The organism is Pedobacter sp. KBS0701, assembly GCF_005938645.2.
Lineage (GTDB): Bacteria > Bacteroidota > Bacteroidia > Sphingobacteriales > Sphingobacteriaceae > Pedobacter.
The window spans coordinates 4,164,554-4,180,560 of record NZ_CP042171.1; the positions used below are offsets into that span (position 1 = coordinate 4,164,554).

The 16,007-nt window shown below is 38.4% G+C and carries 8 protein-coding genes; 3 read left to right on the top strand and 5 right to left on the bottom strand.

The genetic code is table 11. The features are described from left to right. Positions 1-50: 50 nt before the first annotated feature. Positions 51-593: a peptide-methionine (S)-S-oxide reductase MsrA gene (gene msrA / locus FFJ24_RS16775; protein WP_138818298.1), complete on the top strand. Its 543-nt coding sequence runs from the start codon at positions 51-53 to the stop codon at positions 591-593. Here the strand turns inward: msrA and FFJ24_RS16780 are convergent, their stop codons facing one another. The 5 genes from FFJ24_RS16780 to FFJ24_RS16800 all read right to left on the bottom strand — a co-directional run bounded on the left by FFJ24_RS16780 (position 594) and on the right by FFJ24_RS16800 (position 8,568). Next, a complete protein-coding gene (locus tag FFJ24_RS16780) occupies positions 594-1,682 on the bottom strand; it encodes an acyl-CoA dehydrogenase (protein ID WP_138818299.1) in 1,089 nt (362 codons plus the stop codon). A gap of 22 nt (positions 1,683-1,704) precedes the next feature. Then, positions 1,705-2,364: a nicotinamide riboside transporter PnuC gene (pnuC, locus tag FFJ24_RS16785; protein WP_138818300.1), complete on the bottom strand. Its 660-nt coding sequence runs from the start codon at positions 2,362-2,364 to the stop codon at positions 1,705-1,707. Positions 2,365-2,723: 359 nt separating this feature from the next. After that, a complete protein-coding gene (locus FFJ24_RS16790) occupies positions 2,724-5,636 on the bottom strand; it encodes a DNA gyrase/topoisomerase IV subunit A (RefSeq protein WP_138818301.1) in 2,913 nt (970 codons plus the stop codon). Positions 5,637-6,197: 561 nt separating this feature from the next. Then, positions 6,198-7,880, bottom strand: a complete 1,683-nt coding sequence (locus FFJ24_RS16795; RefSeq protein ID WP_246862637.1) for a PNGase F N-terminal domain-containing protein — start codon at positions 7,878-7,880, stop codon at positions 6,198-6,200. Positions 7,881-8,079: 199 nt separating this feature from the next. After that, a complete protein-coding gene (locus FFJ24_RS16800; RefSeq protein ID WP_138818302.1) occupies positions 8,080-8,568 on the bottom strand; it encodes a cytidine deaminase in 489 nt (162 codons plus the stop codon). 109 nt (positions 8,569-8,677) lie between these two features. Here FFJ24_RS16800 and FFJ24_RS16805 point away from each other — a divergent pair, with 109 nt between their 5' ends. After that, positions 8,678-13,705: a translocation/assembly module TamB gene (locus FFJ24_RS16805; protein WP_246862638.1), complete on the top strand. Its 5,028-nt coding sequence runs from the start codon at positions 8,678-8,680 to the stop codon at positions 13,703-13,705. Then, a complete protein-coding gene (locus FFJ24_RS16810) occupies positions 13,689-16,004 on the top strand; it encodes a BamA/TamA family outer membrane protein (protein WP_138818303.1) in 2,316 nt (771 codons plus the stop codon). The genes FFJ24_RS16805 and FFJ24_RS16810 overlap by 17 nt, the downstream gene beginning before the upstream one ends. Positions 16,005-16,007: the final 3 nt, after the last annotated feature.

A 16,007-nucleotide genomic window follows, 5' to 3' on the forward strand; every position in this document is an offset into this window, starting at 1 on the left:
CTTTTTTTGATTGATCTAAAAAATTGGTATAGATTTTATATGTGTAGGATATGCAAATAGCAACATTTGGCGGAGGCTGTTTTTGGTGTACCGAAGCGGTTTTTCAGACATTGAATGGCGTTAGCCAGGTTACATCAGGCTATATGGGGGGAGATTTAAAGCATCCTACTTATATGGAAATTTGTAATGGTGATACCGGACATGCAGAAGTAGTTCAAGTCGTATTCGATGAAAGTATTATTTCGTTTAGTGAACTTCTATTGGTATTTTTTAAAACCCATAACCCAACAACCTTAAATAGGCAAGGTAATGATGTGGGTACACAGTACCGCTCGGTGATTTTTTATCAAAATGAAGATCAGCAAAAACAGGCGGAGAAAATAATAGCAGATTTAACACAACAACATATTTTCGAAAAGCCCATAACAACCGAAATTTCTCCCATAGCCGAATTTTATGAGGCTGAAGACTATCACCAAAACTATTTCAATAACAATCATGGAAAGCCTTATTGTGCCTTTGTAATACAACCAAAACTGAATAAGTTTGCTATTGATTTTAGAGATAAAATTAAGCCGGAGCTTTTGGAATAATTAAATTTCGAAAGTAAGTAAGGCATGCTGACTAGCCGTATGAATATCTCTCCAAACCCTGTTGATTTCTGACTCCTTTTTGGCTGCTTCTAGACCACAATACGGAAATAAATTAGCTGCCGACTTCCAACAGGTATGAGCCAATTTACGACTGATTGAGCTCACCTCTATTATAGTATCCTCAGCAATTTTGCCTTCACTCATTAACTGATTCCAGGATTTATCAAACGTATGATAGAATTTTTTACGAAGATTTATTACTTCTTCTTTACAACGGTTAAGTTCACTGTTAAAAAACAAAATTTGTGCTTCGTTATACCTTCCTAAGCCAGAACGGGAGTAAAATGATTGCTCTACCAGTTTAATAAAATGATTGGTCATTCCTAAACTATTCACCGTTAGCGTAGTTTCTGCAAGCTGTAAAAAAGGATAATCAAAGCCGGAATCGGCCACTTCAATTTGTTGGTTAATTTTAAAAGCCCGATTTTCTTCAACGTTTAAATCGCAAACTTCAAAAGCATGGCTTCCTGTAGCTATTAAGCCAAAGTAAGACCAACCAGGCAAAATATTTACTTCCTCTTTTTTAAGAATGAATGACTTAATTTCCGGCACTCCATTTTCATCCAAGATGTCATCGCCATTTTCGTTTTTAAGTGTACAGTTAGCGGTAAATATAGTAGCATGTAATGCACCACTGGCATAACTCCATTTTCCATTGAGCAGATAACCCCGATGTGTTTTAATGGCCACTCCACCAATAGCACCACTTCCTGCAAAACAAACTTCACGGTCAGCAAAAATCTCTGCGGCCAACCCTGGATTTAAAAACCCGGCAAACCAGCCAGCACCGGCACAAAGTGTAATGGTCCAACCTAAACTTCCGTCGGCTTCTGCCAATTCTTCTTCCAGTCTTAAAATTTCAGGAAGTTTTTTATTTGGTCCTCCATAAATTTCAGGCACAAAAAGCTTAAACCAATTTTCCTGATAGGCCAGTTCTAAAATTTCGGGATGAAGTTTACCCATTTTTTCAGAAAGTGCGGCATAAGCTTTTACTTTCTCCTGCCAGGTAGTTGCCAATATTTCACTCATGATTTTTTTGTGTAGTATGTAATTAAGCCAACTTGAGTTTACTTTTGTTAATGGTTTTCTTCCAGTCAAAAAATCCAAATATAGCTACGGTGAACAAAAACGTAGTTAAACAGGCCATGAGTGGGAGCTTTTTATGAAACAGTAATGGAATGGCAACAATATTCGAAATATTCAGGAATATCCAGTTTTCTATTCTGCGTTTGGCTAACAGCCACATACCTGCCCATGCAAATGCAGAAACAAAGGCATCTGCGATTGGAACATCCGATTTGGTAAAGAAAATATCTATTTTAGCAATTACAAAATGTTCAGGCAAATTGATTAGAGCGGTGTAGAAAATTCCGAATCCTATCACAGAAATTAAAACAGCTATAAGTAATTCTTTTCTTGTTGACCATAGAACTTCCTTATGGTGATGATTTTCCTGATTTTTCCAAATTAGCCAACCATACACGCTCATTACCAAATAATAAACATTCAGTACAATTTCTGCATATAAATTCGCTTTATATAGTAAGCTCATCACCAATAAAATAGAAATGATCCCAGTTGGATATAGCCAGATATTATTCCTCTTCGCCAGTAAAACTTCAGATACGCCGAAACCTACAGCCAGCCATTCGATTAATGAGGTGTGTAAAATTTGCTCCTGAAAAAGCTTAAACCAATCTTGAAAATTCATTTACAATAATTTGCTTTGCAGCCGGTAAAAAAACAATTAGCTACTATTTTCAGGGCGAAACAGTTTTGTAAATTTTAACCTCTTCCTACGACGGCATTACCCGCATCAGGTTCATTTAAGGTTGAGGGATGGAGGGTTGTAAGGTAAAGGGGAAAACCCTCTGCCTTCTACCTATCTACCTTTCACCTCAAAATGGGTATAATCTCAGCAAGTTGGAAGCAAAAGAAATTGCAATACCAAAAAGCACCCCTTTGAGCAAGGCAAATATAGGTTTAAAAATGAAATGTTTTGATTGAAATGTGAAGAGTTGTCAACTCTCTTGCCGCCAGGCCATTAGAGTTGACAACTCTCAAGTCTATTTAAAACAAGCCCAACTGTCCTTTATCGTCAATATCGATGTCATCCGGATTGGTGATTTCGAAATCTATCTTCTTAGCAGGTTTTTCTTCTACCCCGGGTTTCTCTTCGGTTTTAATTTCTTCCTTTTTAACAGGTTCGGCTGTTGGCTTTGGTTTTTCTACCACTGGCTTTTCTATCGCAGCAGGTTTTTCTTTTACCTCCGGTTGATCAGCTTTAACTACAGGTGTTTCGGTACGTTCGAATTTTGGCTTTGGCTGTACAACAACAGCTTCATCAATAACTGTAGTATCGGTCGCTTCAATATTGGTTGATTCAATATCGATTGTCGTTTCTTCATTACTAACCGCCTCATTAATAGTTATCCCATCATCCTCATTTTCATCAACATTGGTTTCTTCATCTTCTTCAACAATTACTTCAGGCTCTTCTAATACTACTTTCTGTACATCATGTGGTGATAATCGATTGCCATTTGCTTTTAACCCTTTAACATCAATCAATTCAGCTAAGATTAAATCCAATGTTTCCGGAATTTGGGTTTTACCTTTTAAAACATCAACAATAATTTTCGCAGCCGGATTTGAAGTAAGGTACAGCAACTTCGATTTCTGCTCCTCACTAATGAAAATTGTTTTCCTCCCGTTAGCCTGCAGTTCGAATGCAAAACGTTTGATAAAATAGTTCTGCGCTTTGCCTTCAAAATGAACAGCGGCAAAAATCTGTTCAGGATCAAACTTCTGAATCAAGATTAATCCGTCATCAAAGTGATTGCTCAGTTCGAAAGAACTTAACTCGTAATAACCATCTCTATGTACCTGTAAAATGCGGTCATCGCCATCAAATTCACCCAGGTATTTTCCGCGACCATCAACATTTAAGCGCTTTAATAAATCATCGTACCAGATTTTAAGTCCTGATAAGGTAGAAACGCCTTTGCTCTTCAGAACGATTTTTTTAACCGGATATTTTGAAATGATATTTCCCTGAGATCCGCGCCCTTTTATAGCCACCTCTGCAAAATCCTGATCGAACTGAAGTTTACGCAATTTAGAATGCGGTTTCAAGCCAACGTTCACTACTTCAGCTTCACCATTCGGGTTCGCGGTAAAATATAATACCTTGGATCCTTTTGATCCTTTCGTTAAGTCGTATTCCTTATCACGTGTTACCCCAACTACGGCAAACCTTTTAATATATGATGTACCACTTGCACCATCTTTATAAATCATGTTGTAAATGGTACGCTCATCATTTTTCTTAAATACCTGTGCGTGTATAATATTTTTACCTACAAAGGTTTTATCAGCAACCTTAGTAATGATACATTTACCATCTTCGCGAAAAACAATTACCTCATCTATATCCGAACAATCGGCAACATGGATATCTTTCTTTAACCCCGTCCCGATAAAACCATCTTCCTTATTCATATAAAGCTTCACATTGGCTAGTGCCACTTTAGATGCTTCTACCCTATCGAACAAACGGATTTCGGTTTTACGTTCTCTACCTTTACCGTATTTATCTTTCAGTTTCTGATACCAGGCAATGGCGTAATCGGTAAGGTGTTTTAAGTGGTTTTTAACTACTTTAATCTCATCTTCCAGGTTTTTCATCTGCTCATCGGCCTTTTTCACATCAAAACGGGTGATGCTACTCATTGGCTTATCAATCAGCTTTTTAAAATCCTCAGGTAATATTTCGCGGTAAAGTGATGGTTTAAACGGATCGAATAAAATGTGTAATACCTCAACTACGGTTTCAAAATTGGATGAGTTTTCATATTCAGGATTTTTGTACATCCCCTCCTGAATAAATATTTTAAGTAACGAACTAAAGAAAATTTTCTCCTGCAACTCGTGCAAGCGGATCTCGAGTTCCCTTTTTAATAAATTTTTAGTGTGTTTGGTATTTTCGATCAGGATATCGTTCACACTCAAAAAGAGTGGCTTATCACCCTGAATAATGCAGGTATTTGGTGAAATCGAAACCTCACAGGCCGTAAAGGCATACAATGCATCAATGGTAACATCAGGCGAAATACCTGGTGCCAGGTGCACTACAATTTCTACACTGGCTGCCGTGTTATCCTCAATCTTTTTAATCTTGATTTTACCTTTATCATTGGCAGATAAAATACTATCGATAACAGAACCCGTTGTGGTACTGAACGGAACCTCGGTAATCACCAAAGTCTTTTTATCCTTTTCAGTTATTTTTGCACGCACGCGGATTTTTCCGCCACGCTGTCCCTCATTATAATTCGAGAAATCGGCCATCCCGCCTGTAAAAAAATCGGGTAATATATTTGGGCGCACACCTTTCAGTGCCTCTATTGAGGCATCCAGTAATTCAATAAAATTGTGCGGCATTACTTTGGTGGCTAAACCCACGGCAATACCTTCAGCCCCCTGCGCCAGTAATAACGGAAATTTAACAGGCAAAGTAATCGGTTCGTTGTTACGCCCATCATAACTCAACTGCCACTCAGTGGTATCAGGATTGAATACCACTTCATTGGCAAATTTTGATAAACGTGCCTCAATATAACGTGGTGCCGCAGCGCTATCGCCCGTAACCGGATCGCCCCAGTTACCCTGCATATCAATCAATAAATCTTTTTGACCGATCTGTACCATCGCATCGCCGATTGAGGCATCACCATGCGGATGGTATTTCATCGTGTTACCGATTACGTTAGCAGCTTTGTTGAAACGCCCATCATCCATCTCTTTTAAAGAGTGCATAATGCGTCGTTGAACGGGTTTCAATCCATCGTTGATGTGTGGAACTGCCCTATCCAGAATTACATAAGACGCATAATCGAGAAACCAGTTTTCGTATAAACCATTGATTGGGGTTATGGTATGTTTGTGCTCTTCGTTTACGTTTTGATCTAATTCTTCACTCATTTATTTACAAAAATTGGCAGCCGTAAATATAATAAAAATGATTACACCGAGTGAAGAGAGGTTATTCACATTTTGCGATGTGAAAAGTCATCATCTGAACTAAAACGAAGTGGAACGGAGAGATCTATCTAGATAGATTTCTCGACTGCGTTGCACTCCGCTCGAAATGACGATCGCTTGGTACCCATCTCTAGAAAATAATATTATCCTATTGGCTGGTGTCTCACCTGCCGAAATCTAAATTTGTTTGTGTTGATTCGGAAAGCAGGGTTCCGTAAGTTTTATTAAGTGTTTCCTCCGGCTTTCAGATGCGATCTTTTTGATGCTCCAGCTCAACCCAGGGTAGCAAAAAGTATCTCCACTGCAATCCGGTTTAGAAAAATAGTTTGTGGTCCTATTTAGGGTTACAGGGTGCATAAAACCACACCTAGACGCTATTTGAAAAGTAAAAATAAAAAAACAATTATAGGGTCAGCCGAACTTATATCCCCTTATGCCTGATATGGTAAAAAGAGGCAGGAAAAAGATCCTTCACTGCGTTCAGGATGACAAATCATTTGGTTATTCCACCCCCAACAACACGCCCGAAACATTCCAGGCGCTAGAGCTGCCACCCTCTGGTTTACCCATCGGGATGGTTACTTTTATGGTATGCGTACCGGCTTTTAAATCACCCAAACTAATCCAGTTCGGATTGGTAACCGTACCCGGGCACCAATTAGAGCGGCTTAAATCCGACGAAGAAAGTCCGCTTTCAAAATTGCCTGAAGCTGGATTCGACAACCGGTACGAACCGCAATCCTGGCGCCATGGTGTAAAAGCGAATGCCACTTTTTCATCCAGCCAGATGGTATTTTTCCGTGGCACAAACTCATCGCCATTACCCCAGCCGCCATGTCCGGTGGTAATGTAGCGCAATTTCGCATCCTTTAAATCTTTTGCTAAAGTAAAAGAAACTTCCAAACCTTTTTCACTACTGAACATGGTTGCATATTCCTGTCCGGACATTTCCATTACATTGGTCGAATTGAATAAAGGAAAAATCACTCCCCTCGCTTCTTTTGGCCTTCCGCCGTTGTGCAGGGTTATATTTAAAGAAACGTTATGGCCACCTTTATCGTAATTACCAACGAAAACTGCTACCCAGGCTTCTTTGTCATTTACCAGTGGAAACAATTCCGAGATATCCTGTCTATAGTAAACCTTTTCAGCCCAATTTTTATCCTTCAATTTTAAATTATTGTATTTGCCCACACCAAAGGGGGTAAAAAAACGCATCAATTCTATTACAGGATTATAATTTGCTGTGGCAACAACCCCCTGGTATTTCTTTCCATTACCATTGTCGTAAACCGGTAGGTCTTTAATGGAATTTTTAAGCGCATCCATTAAACTGATCTGCTTATCTGTCGGGATGATAAATACTGATCCTGTTCTATCATAAGCATCACCGTTTGATTGTTCGGTTAAATCGACAAATACATTTGGGTTGGTCAATTGAGGGAATTTAATCTTTCTGGCAATTACAGTTCCACCAGCAAAGCGGAATACAGAATCGTTTGATTGCGGTTTATCTATAAAATTAATCGTTTCGTTATTAAAAACACTTATCGTGGTAAACCTGCTTTTCCAAAGCAAATCTTTATACGTTAATCCATCGGTAAGTTTAGCACTTATTTTTTGTAGATCTATAGTCTGTGCTTTCTTAACTTCTTCAATTTTTGTAGCCGTTACATAACTGTTTCCATTACGAACCTGCTCCAAAACCAGGCCCAAGTTTTGCCCTAAACTGGTTGGTGCAGCTTTTATACCAGCATCTCTGGTGTACCATAAATCGATACGGTTAGAGTTTACCACTGTTGTTGCTCTTTTGCAGGTATAGCCCAAAATTACTTTGGTTTCTGTACCAAACTCAAAAACCTGCTTAACAATTGCAGCGCTATCAGCAGTGGCAATCTGATTATTAGCTCCTAAATCAGCCACCTGAAATAAAATCTGATCTGGTTTGGTTACGATGCTTTGTTCGAAAGGATATTTTGCCTTATGATCAAGAATGGACGTATTGCTGATTAAGTTCTGCTTTGCTGAAGCCATTACCACAGCGGGATTTCGATCTTCTTTTGGTTTCCCATCGGATGAACGGAAGTAAACTATTTTATAAACCGCATTACTTTTAAGTAAGTCCTGAGCTTGCAGCTTAAAAGAAAGAAAAACCGAAAAAATAAGGATGTAGAGGTGCTTCATTATGATTAAAACCCAAATATAGAGAATAGTTTAATAAGTGTGGTAGGTAAGATGGCAACCGGTAGATTAAAGTAGAAATCGTCATCTCGACCGAAGCAACACGGAGTGGAAAAATTTAATTGTATAGATTTCTCGACTTTGTTGCACTCCGGTTGTAATGACGATTAACTTAATATATCATCGAAAGTCTGATATTGCTTTATCTTTCCAACCTATCCTCAACGAAAGCAAATGGTATTAAACTCTTTACGCTGGGTACTTTTAAAACTTCTCCGTTTAAGCAATAAAAAATCACCTCTATAGGTGCATTCTGTTTACGCTCAAATTCTACCATTACCTGTAAACAGCCTCCGCAAGAAGTTACTGGTTTTAAAATTTCAAAATTATCGGTCTGTGCTGTAATTGCCATGCTTTCTATCACCGCATCCGGATAAGTAGAACCGATACTGAAAAGTGCAACACGCTCCGCACAGAGTCCTGATGGATAGGCTAAATTTTCCTGGTTGCTGCCCAGAATGGTTTCGCCCGAGGCCAGACGGATTGCTGTACCCACCCTAAATCTGGAATAGGGAGAGTAAGAAGTATTTAAAGCCTGTTCTGAAAGTTCACAAAGGGTTCTATCAGCTAATGTTAATTCTGAAATACCCGAGTATTGTTCAAAACTTATATTTAGATTTATTGAATTCATTTTTAACTATTTATGAAACCGCCAATGTTAAATTTTTATAGCGGGCGAACAATTTAAGTTATTTTTTGTATTATTTAGTAAAACATGCCTTAAAATTAATTTTAGCGGCATGCTTTTGGCATTTATCAAACACCAAACACCTTTAGCTTTGAATAAATACGTACGCAAAAGTCTTAAAATTTTATTGTGGGTAATTGCTTCCATCATCATTCTGGTGGTGGGTGTAGCCCTATCTTTAAATATCCCTGCCGTTCAGAATTTTGTTAAAGGCAAAGCTATAAACTACCTTAAAAACAAAACCAAGACAGAAGTAAGCTTAGAAAGCATTAAAATTGCTTTACCGAAAGACGTGGTCTTAAACAAATTCTACATCGAAGACCGCAAAGGGGATACCTTATTATATGCTGAAAAACTTGCTGTAGACATCAGTTTATTTAAGCTGTTAAAAAATACGGTTGAGATCAATGACATTGAACTAAAAAATGTACGTGCAAATGTGAAGCGTATCAGTCCTGACACAACATTTAACTTCTCTTTCCTGGTGGATGCTTTTGCAAGCGATCAGAAAAAACCAGAAGAGAACGTAAAGAAAGATACTACTTCTACCCTCAAATTCTCTGTTGATAAAGTTTCGTTCGAAGATATTGGCATTAACTATCGCGATGATGTTGCAGGCAACGATGTTAAATTATATCTAGGCGCATTTAAAACCAAAATAAAAGATTTTGATCTGGCCAATCAGCACTATGTAATTAAAGAATTAAGTCTGGTGAATACTTCGCTTCGTTATTTACAGCAAAAGCCACTAGTTAAATTGGTTCAGCACATCACCAATAGTGTGGATAGTACAGAGAAAAAGCAGGGTAAATTGCCGTTGATCGAAGTACAAAATTTTGTTTTCAGAAATGTAAAGGTAAATTACGACGACCAGATTTCGACCACCAAAGCAGTTGCTGATGTAAATGATCTTGGTCTGGTAAACCTGAATGTAGATTTAACCAATAGCAAATATTCAGTTGATGATGCACATTTAAATAAATCGAATATTCTTTTCGCCTTTAAGCCAGTACCAGGCAACGATTTAAAGAAGGTTAAAGATACCGTAGTTCCCGAAAAATCGCCTTTGGGTTTAATAATTAAGAACATTAGTTTAGCTGATAACGATGTACAGTTTGATAATCTGGGTGCAAAGCCAACACCTAAGGGAATGGATTTTAACCACCTTAAAATTAACCAGCTTAACTTGGGGGCAAGTGATGTAAGTTATAGCGCCGCAGGTATCAAAGCTAATGTTAAAAACGGATCACTAAAAGAAAAAAGCGGATTTGTATTAGACGAATTACGTGGTGATGCGGTATATAACGATAAACAGATCAAGCTGAGCAATTTTATCCTGAAAACACCAAATACTTCAATTGAGAATGCTACAGAATTAAATTTCACCTCAATGGAGGATTTAACCAAACACCCTGAACGTGTAAAACTGAATATTACCCTTAAAAATACCACCATTGGTTTAAAAGATGCCGGATACTTTAGCACTGCAGTACCGGCCAATTACCGCAACGAAAAAATAAAAATCAATGCTGATGTTAACGGCTATTTAAACGACCTCAATATTCCGAAACTGCAGATCAGCGGATTAAAAAATACACAGATTGATATCAGTGGAAAAGCAAAAGGGCTGCCTGATATAAAAAAAACCTTTCTGGATTTAAACATTAAAAAAATTCATGTTACCAAAGGTGATATTTTGGTGGCTGTACCTAAAAAGTCTCTTCCCCCTTCAATCGAACTGCCTAACGTAATCGATGCAAAAGGTAATTTTAAAGGTTCGATGACTGATTTCAACACCAACCTGAACATCAATACTGATATGGGTGGTGCTGTGGTAGTTGCAGGCATGAATGGCCCTAAGGGTAAAGAAAGTTACAAGGCAGACGTCAGTTTAAACAACTTCAACGTGGGCAGGCTGTTAAAAATGCAACCTAAACTAGGCCGGGTTTCAGTTAAGGCCAATGTGGCTGGTACAGGACTCGATCCTAAAAAAATCAATGCGAAGTTTAATGCAAAGGTGTTAAGTGCTTATTATAATAAATATACCTACCGCAACTTAACCCTTGCCGGAAATTATAGCAACCAGAACATCAGCATTAAAAGTAGCATGCCCGATAGCAACGCCAATTTTAATTTAGACGCGAAAGTAAACATGGCGGGCAAATATCCTGCGGTAAAGGCTGATCTGAATTTAAAACAGGTAAACCTTCAGGCTTTAAACTTCAGTCCGACGGTTTTAAGTGCTGCCGGAGTGGTTAAAGTAGATTTGGCCACTGCAGATGCCGATTATTTAAATGGATCGGCTGATGTTACGGGCTTACAACTGGTTAAAGATAAACAAAGAATTAATGTTGATACGATTTCGATCCGTGCAAAATCTAATGCAACAGAAAACGAACTGACCCTAAAATCTGAAATACTTTCAGCAAAAATTGACGGCAAATACCAACTGACCAAAATGGGTAGTGCAATAATTAACCAAATCAATAAATATTATGCTTTTGGTACCGTTACTAAGGTTCCCGATCAGCGTTTAAGATTTTTTGTCCAGGTTTATGATTCTAAACTATTAAAGAATTTTGTGCCTGAATTAACGGTATTTAAACAATCACAGTTTTACGGATTGATTGATACGCAAAAAGACAGCCTGCAGCTCAAAGGTAATTTCCCGCAGGTAGTTTATGGCGATTTCAAAGTAGATACCACGGTTCTAAACATCAATAACGATAACGATAAATTAGATTATAGTTTAACCGTTAAAAGCCTTCAAAGTCCATCTATTTCACTTTTCAATACCGAGGTAAGCGGCGATGCGGCTAACAATAATTTAGGCGTTAACATTTTCCTACGCGATAGGCAGCTCAAAAATAAATATGTAATTGGTGGCACTTTTCAATCCATTAATAAAGATTTTAAATTCACTTTAGATCCTCAAAAGTTATTGCTCGATTATCAAAAATGGGTGGTTTCGCAAGATAATTACATTCAGTTTGGCGCATCGGGCATATTGGTTAACCAATTTCAGATCAGCAACAGCGGGCAGTCACTTTCCATCAACAGCAACCCTACCCAACCTAATGCACCTTTGGCTGTAGCGTTTAAAGATTTCCAATTGGAAACCTTAACCAAATTTGCAGAAACCGATACTACGCTGGTTGGTGGCCGTTTAAACGGAACCGCAAATGTTAAAGATCTGGCCAGCACACCAAAATTTGAAGCCAATTTAACCATCGATCAGTTGCGTTATCAGAAAGATCAGTTGGGTACATTACGTTTAGCCGTAAACAACAATACCGAAAATGCGTTCGAAGTAAATGTTGCCTTAACCGGTGTGCATGAGTTAAGGGTAAATGGATTCTATTATACTACACCTCAAAGTGCTTTAGATCTTACGGTGAACATCGATAAAATTGAAATGAAAAACATTGAAAGTTTATCTGCTGGTCAGCTTAAAAACGGCACAGGTACCTTAACTGGCGCTCTTACTGTTAAAGGTGCGCTAACGGCCCCTAAAATACTCGGTGATTTAACTTTCAATAATGCAGGGATTAGAGTGGCTTATGTAAACTCCTATTTCCGTATGCCAAATGAGAAAATATCATTTACAAATGAAGGCATCAGTTTTAACAACTTCACCCTCATTGATTCTTTAAATCAGAAAGCAACCATCAACGGAAAAGTTTATACCAGCGATTTTAAAAATTACCGTTTTGGTTTAGATATCAAAATGAACAATTTCAGAGCCATCAATTCCACTGCGGCAGATAATGATATGATTTATGGAACTGTATTTTTAACCAGTGATATAAAAGTGCGCGGCGATTTGAACCAGCCAGATGTGAACATGAACATCAGGGTAAACAAAGGCACCAAATTCTTCTTTGCCTTGCCATCAAGCGATCCTGCTATTATTGATCAGGAGGGAATTGTGCAATTTATCGATGCGGATGCCCCACCATTTAACGGTCAGAAGGCTTTAAAAGTAGATAGCGTAAGTAAAGCTGCTATGAAAGGGATTAACCTGGTTGCAGCTATCACCATCGATCCTGAGGCCGAACTTAATGTGGTGGTAGATCCGTCAAATGGCGATGCCCTGAACATTAAAGGCGAGGCAGATCTTAATGCCACTATGGATCCAAGCGGTAAAATCAGTTTAACAGGCCGTTACGAAATTATTGATGGTTCTTATAATTTATCGGTTGGTCCGCTGGGTAAAAAAGCATTTAAACTGGTTAAAGGAAGTACCATTATCTGGACGGGCGAGCCTACTTCGGCAAATGTCAATTTAACAGCGCTGTACGAAGTAAACGCGGCTCCTATCGATCTGATTAATGAGCCGGATAATGTTCAGGCTAAAACCAAACTGCCTTTCCAGGTTTATTTAATGATGAAAGGTGAACTGTTGAAACCGATCATTTCTTTCAAACTTGATTTGCCGGAAAATGAACGTGGCGCCTTAAATGGAACGGTTTATACCAAACTGATCAATGTAAACCGCGACGAAAGTGAGTTGAATAAACAGGTTTTTGCACTGTTAGCCTTGAACAGGTTTATCGCCAACAATCCTTTTGAGAGTTTGGCCGGCGGTGGTGGTGGTGTTTCTACCCTGGCAAGATCGAGTGTAAGTAAATTATTAACCGAGCAGTTGAATAATCTTGCATCCGATTTAATTCAAGGTGTAGAATTGAACTTTGGGGTAAATTCTTCAGAAGATTATTCTACCGGATCACTTCAACAGAAAACAGACCTGGAAGTTGGTTTATCTAAAAAATTATTGAACGATAGGCTCACAGTAACGGTGGGTAGTTCTTTCGCATTGGAAGGACCGCAGGCACCGGGCGAAAAATCGACAGATATCGGCGGGAACGTAAATGTTGAATATGCTTTATCAGCTGATGGAAGATACAGACTAAGGGCTTACCGACGCAACCAAAATGACGTAATTGTACAGGGGCAGATTATCGAAACTGGCTTAGGTTTTACCCTCGTAGTCGATTACAATAAATTCAGAGAGATTTTCCAGAAAAAACGCAACAGAAGAAACATTGAACAAAAACCAAAAAATGAAACAACTAATTAGACCAATTTTATTTGTACTGGCCTGCTTAGTTTGGGCTGCATGTAGCTCTACCAAATCGTTAAAGCCGGGACAACATTTATATACAGGTGCTGAAGTAAAGATCAATGCAGATTCATCAGGCAAAATTGATGACGAAAAACAGGTAAAGCGTGATTTAGAAAGCAAAACAAGACCCCGCCCGAACAAATCCATTTTGGGTGTAAAATATAAACTCGGCATTTATAACCTGGCGGGCGAACCTAAAAAGCCAAAAGGTTTTAGAAATTGGCTACGCAAGCAAGGCGAACCACCTGTATTGGTTAGCGAGGTAAAACTAAAATACAATAATGATGTTCTTACCAGTTATTTAATCAGCGAGGGTTATTTACAGGCCACTGTTACCGGCGATACTGTAGTGAAAGATAAAAAAGGTAAAGCCGTTTACACTGCAGAAACTGGTAACCGATATAAAATAAATAAAGTTACCTTCCCGCCTGATAGTGGAATTTTAACCAAAATCATCAATCAGAACAAAGATAAAACTTTATTAAAAGTAGGCGACTACTATGACCTTGATAATTATAAAAATGAGCGTATTAGGATCGATAATGACCTTAAAGAGCAGGGTTATTTCTATTTCAGTCCTGATTACCTGATTATGCAGATTGATAGTACTATTGGTAAAAATCTGGTAAATGTGACCGTCAAAGTTAAAGACATTGCGCCTGATGCCGGATTGAAACCTTACACCATCAGGAATATTAATATTTACCCTAGCTATAGCTTAAGGAGAGATACCATATTAAGAAAGCTAAAACCACTGGAATATCACGATTTCAGTATTTACGATGACCGAAACACCTTTAAACCAAAATTGTTCGATCGTTTGGTTTTCTTCCAGAAAGGTGAACCTTACAACCGTAAAGATCATAATCAATCGTTAAACAGGATGGTGAATGTTGGTGCTTTCAGGGATGTTAGGGCTGAGTTCTTACCAGTTGATAGCTTCAAGAATAACGAATTGGACCTGAACATTTACCTTACTCCGCTAAAGAAAAACTCGCTGAGCTTTTCCGTTACAGGTACCAGTAAATCGAACAATTTTGTAGGTTCTGAAGTGAAAGTTACGCAAACTACCAGAAACTTGTTTAGAAATGCCGAACAACTGGATATAAGTGTGAGCGGTGGTTTTGAGACACAAACTAAAGGAACTTCTTTAGGGCGGAATTCATTATCGTTAACAGCTGAGGGAAAGTTAACCTTCCCAAGATTTATTGTTCCTTTTTATAAACCGAATAGCACAAACGCATTCATTCCAAAAACCATCGCAACCCTATCTTATCAAATGCTCAACCGGGGTTCAGAGTATACTTTACATGCAGTAAAGGGTGAATACGGTTACAATTTTAGAGAAAATCAATATAAAGAGCACAATTTTAATCCTATATCAATCAGTTATGTATCAACTACTTTCCCTTCTGACACAACAGAACAAAGGATATATGCGCAAAATCCTTTATTGAGAACTACCTTAGAAAAGCAGTTTATCATCGGAAGTAGCTACAATTTTACCTACACCAACCAGATGGAAACTAAACGCCGTAATAATATTTATTTTTATGGTGGTTTGGAAACGGGCGGCAACGTTTGGGGTTTGTTTACCCCAACTAATGATAAAGGACAAAAAACTTTCTTAAATAAGCCATTAACTCAATTTATAAGGGCTGAGGCTGATCTTAGGGATTTTTACAAAATCAATCGTAACCTGATCTGGGCAAACCGTTTAAACCTGGGGTATGGTTATGCCTATGGCAATAGTACTTCATTACCATTTGTAAGGCAGTTTTTTGCAGGGGGTAGCAACGATATCAGGGCCTTTCCGGCACGTACGTTAGGTCCGGGTACTTACAAGGTACCAGACACTGCGCTTTTTGCAGATCAGGGTGGTGATATTAAATTAATGCTCAATTCAGAACTTCGGTTTAAGATAGTAAGTGTGCTTTATGGTGCATTATTTGTAGATGCAGGTAATATCTGGTTAAGGAAAGAAGATCTGGGAGAACCTGGCAAACCAGAGACGGCGAGATTAGGGTCTGGCTTTAAATTAAGTAATGCTTTTGACCAACTGGCCGTAGGTACCGGAGCAGGTTTACGTGTAGATGCTACAATTTTTGTAGTGCGGTTAGATGTGGCATTCCCTGTTCGTAAGCCATACCTGCCCGAAGGACAAAGATGGGTATTTGATGATATTGCCTTTGGCAATAAAGATTGGCGCAGACAAAATTTAATTTTTAACATAGGAATAGGATATCCGTTTTAATTT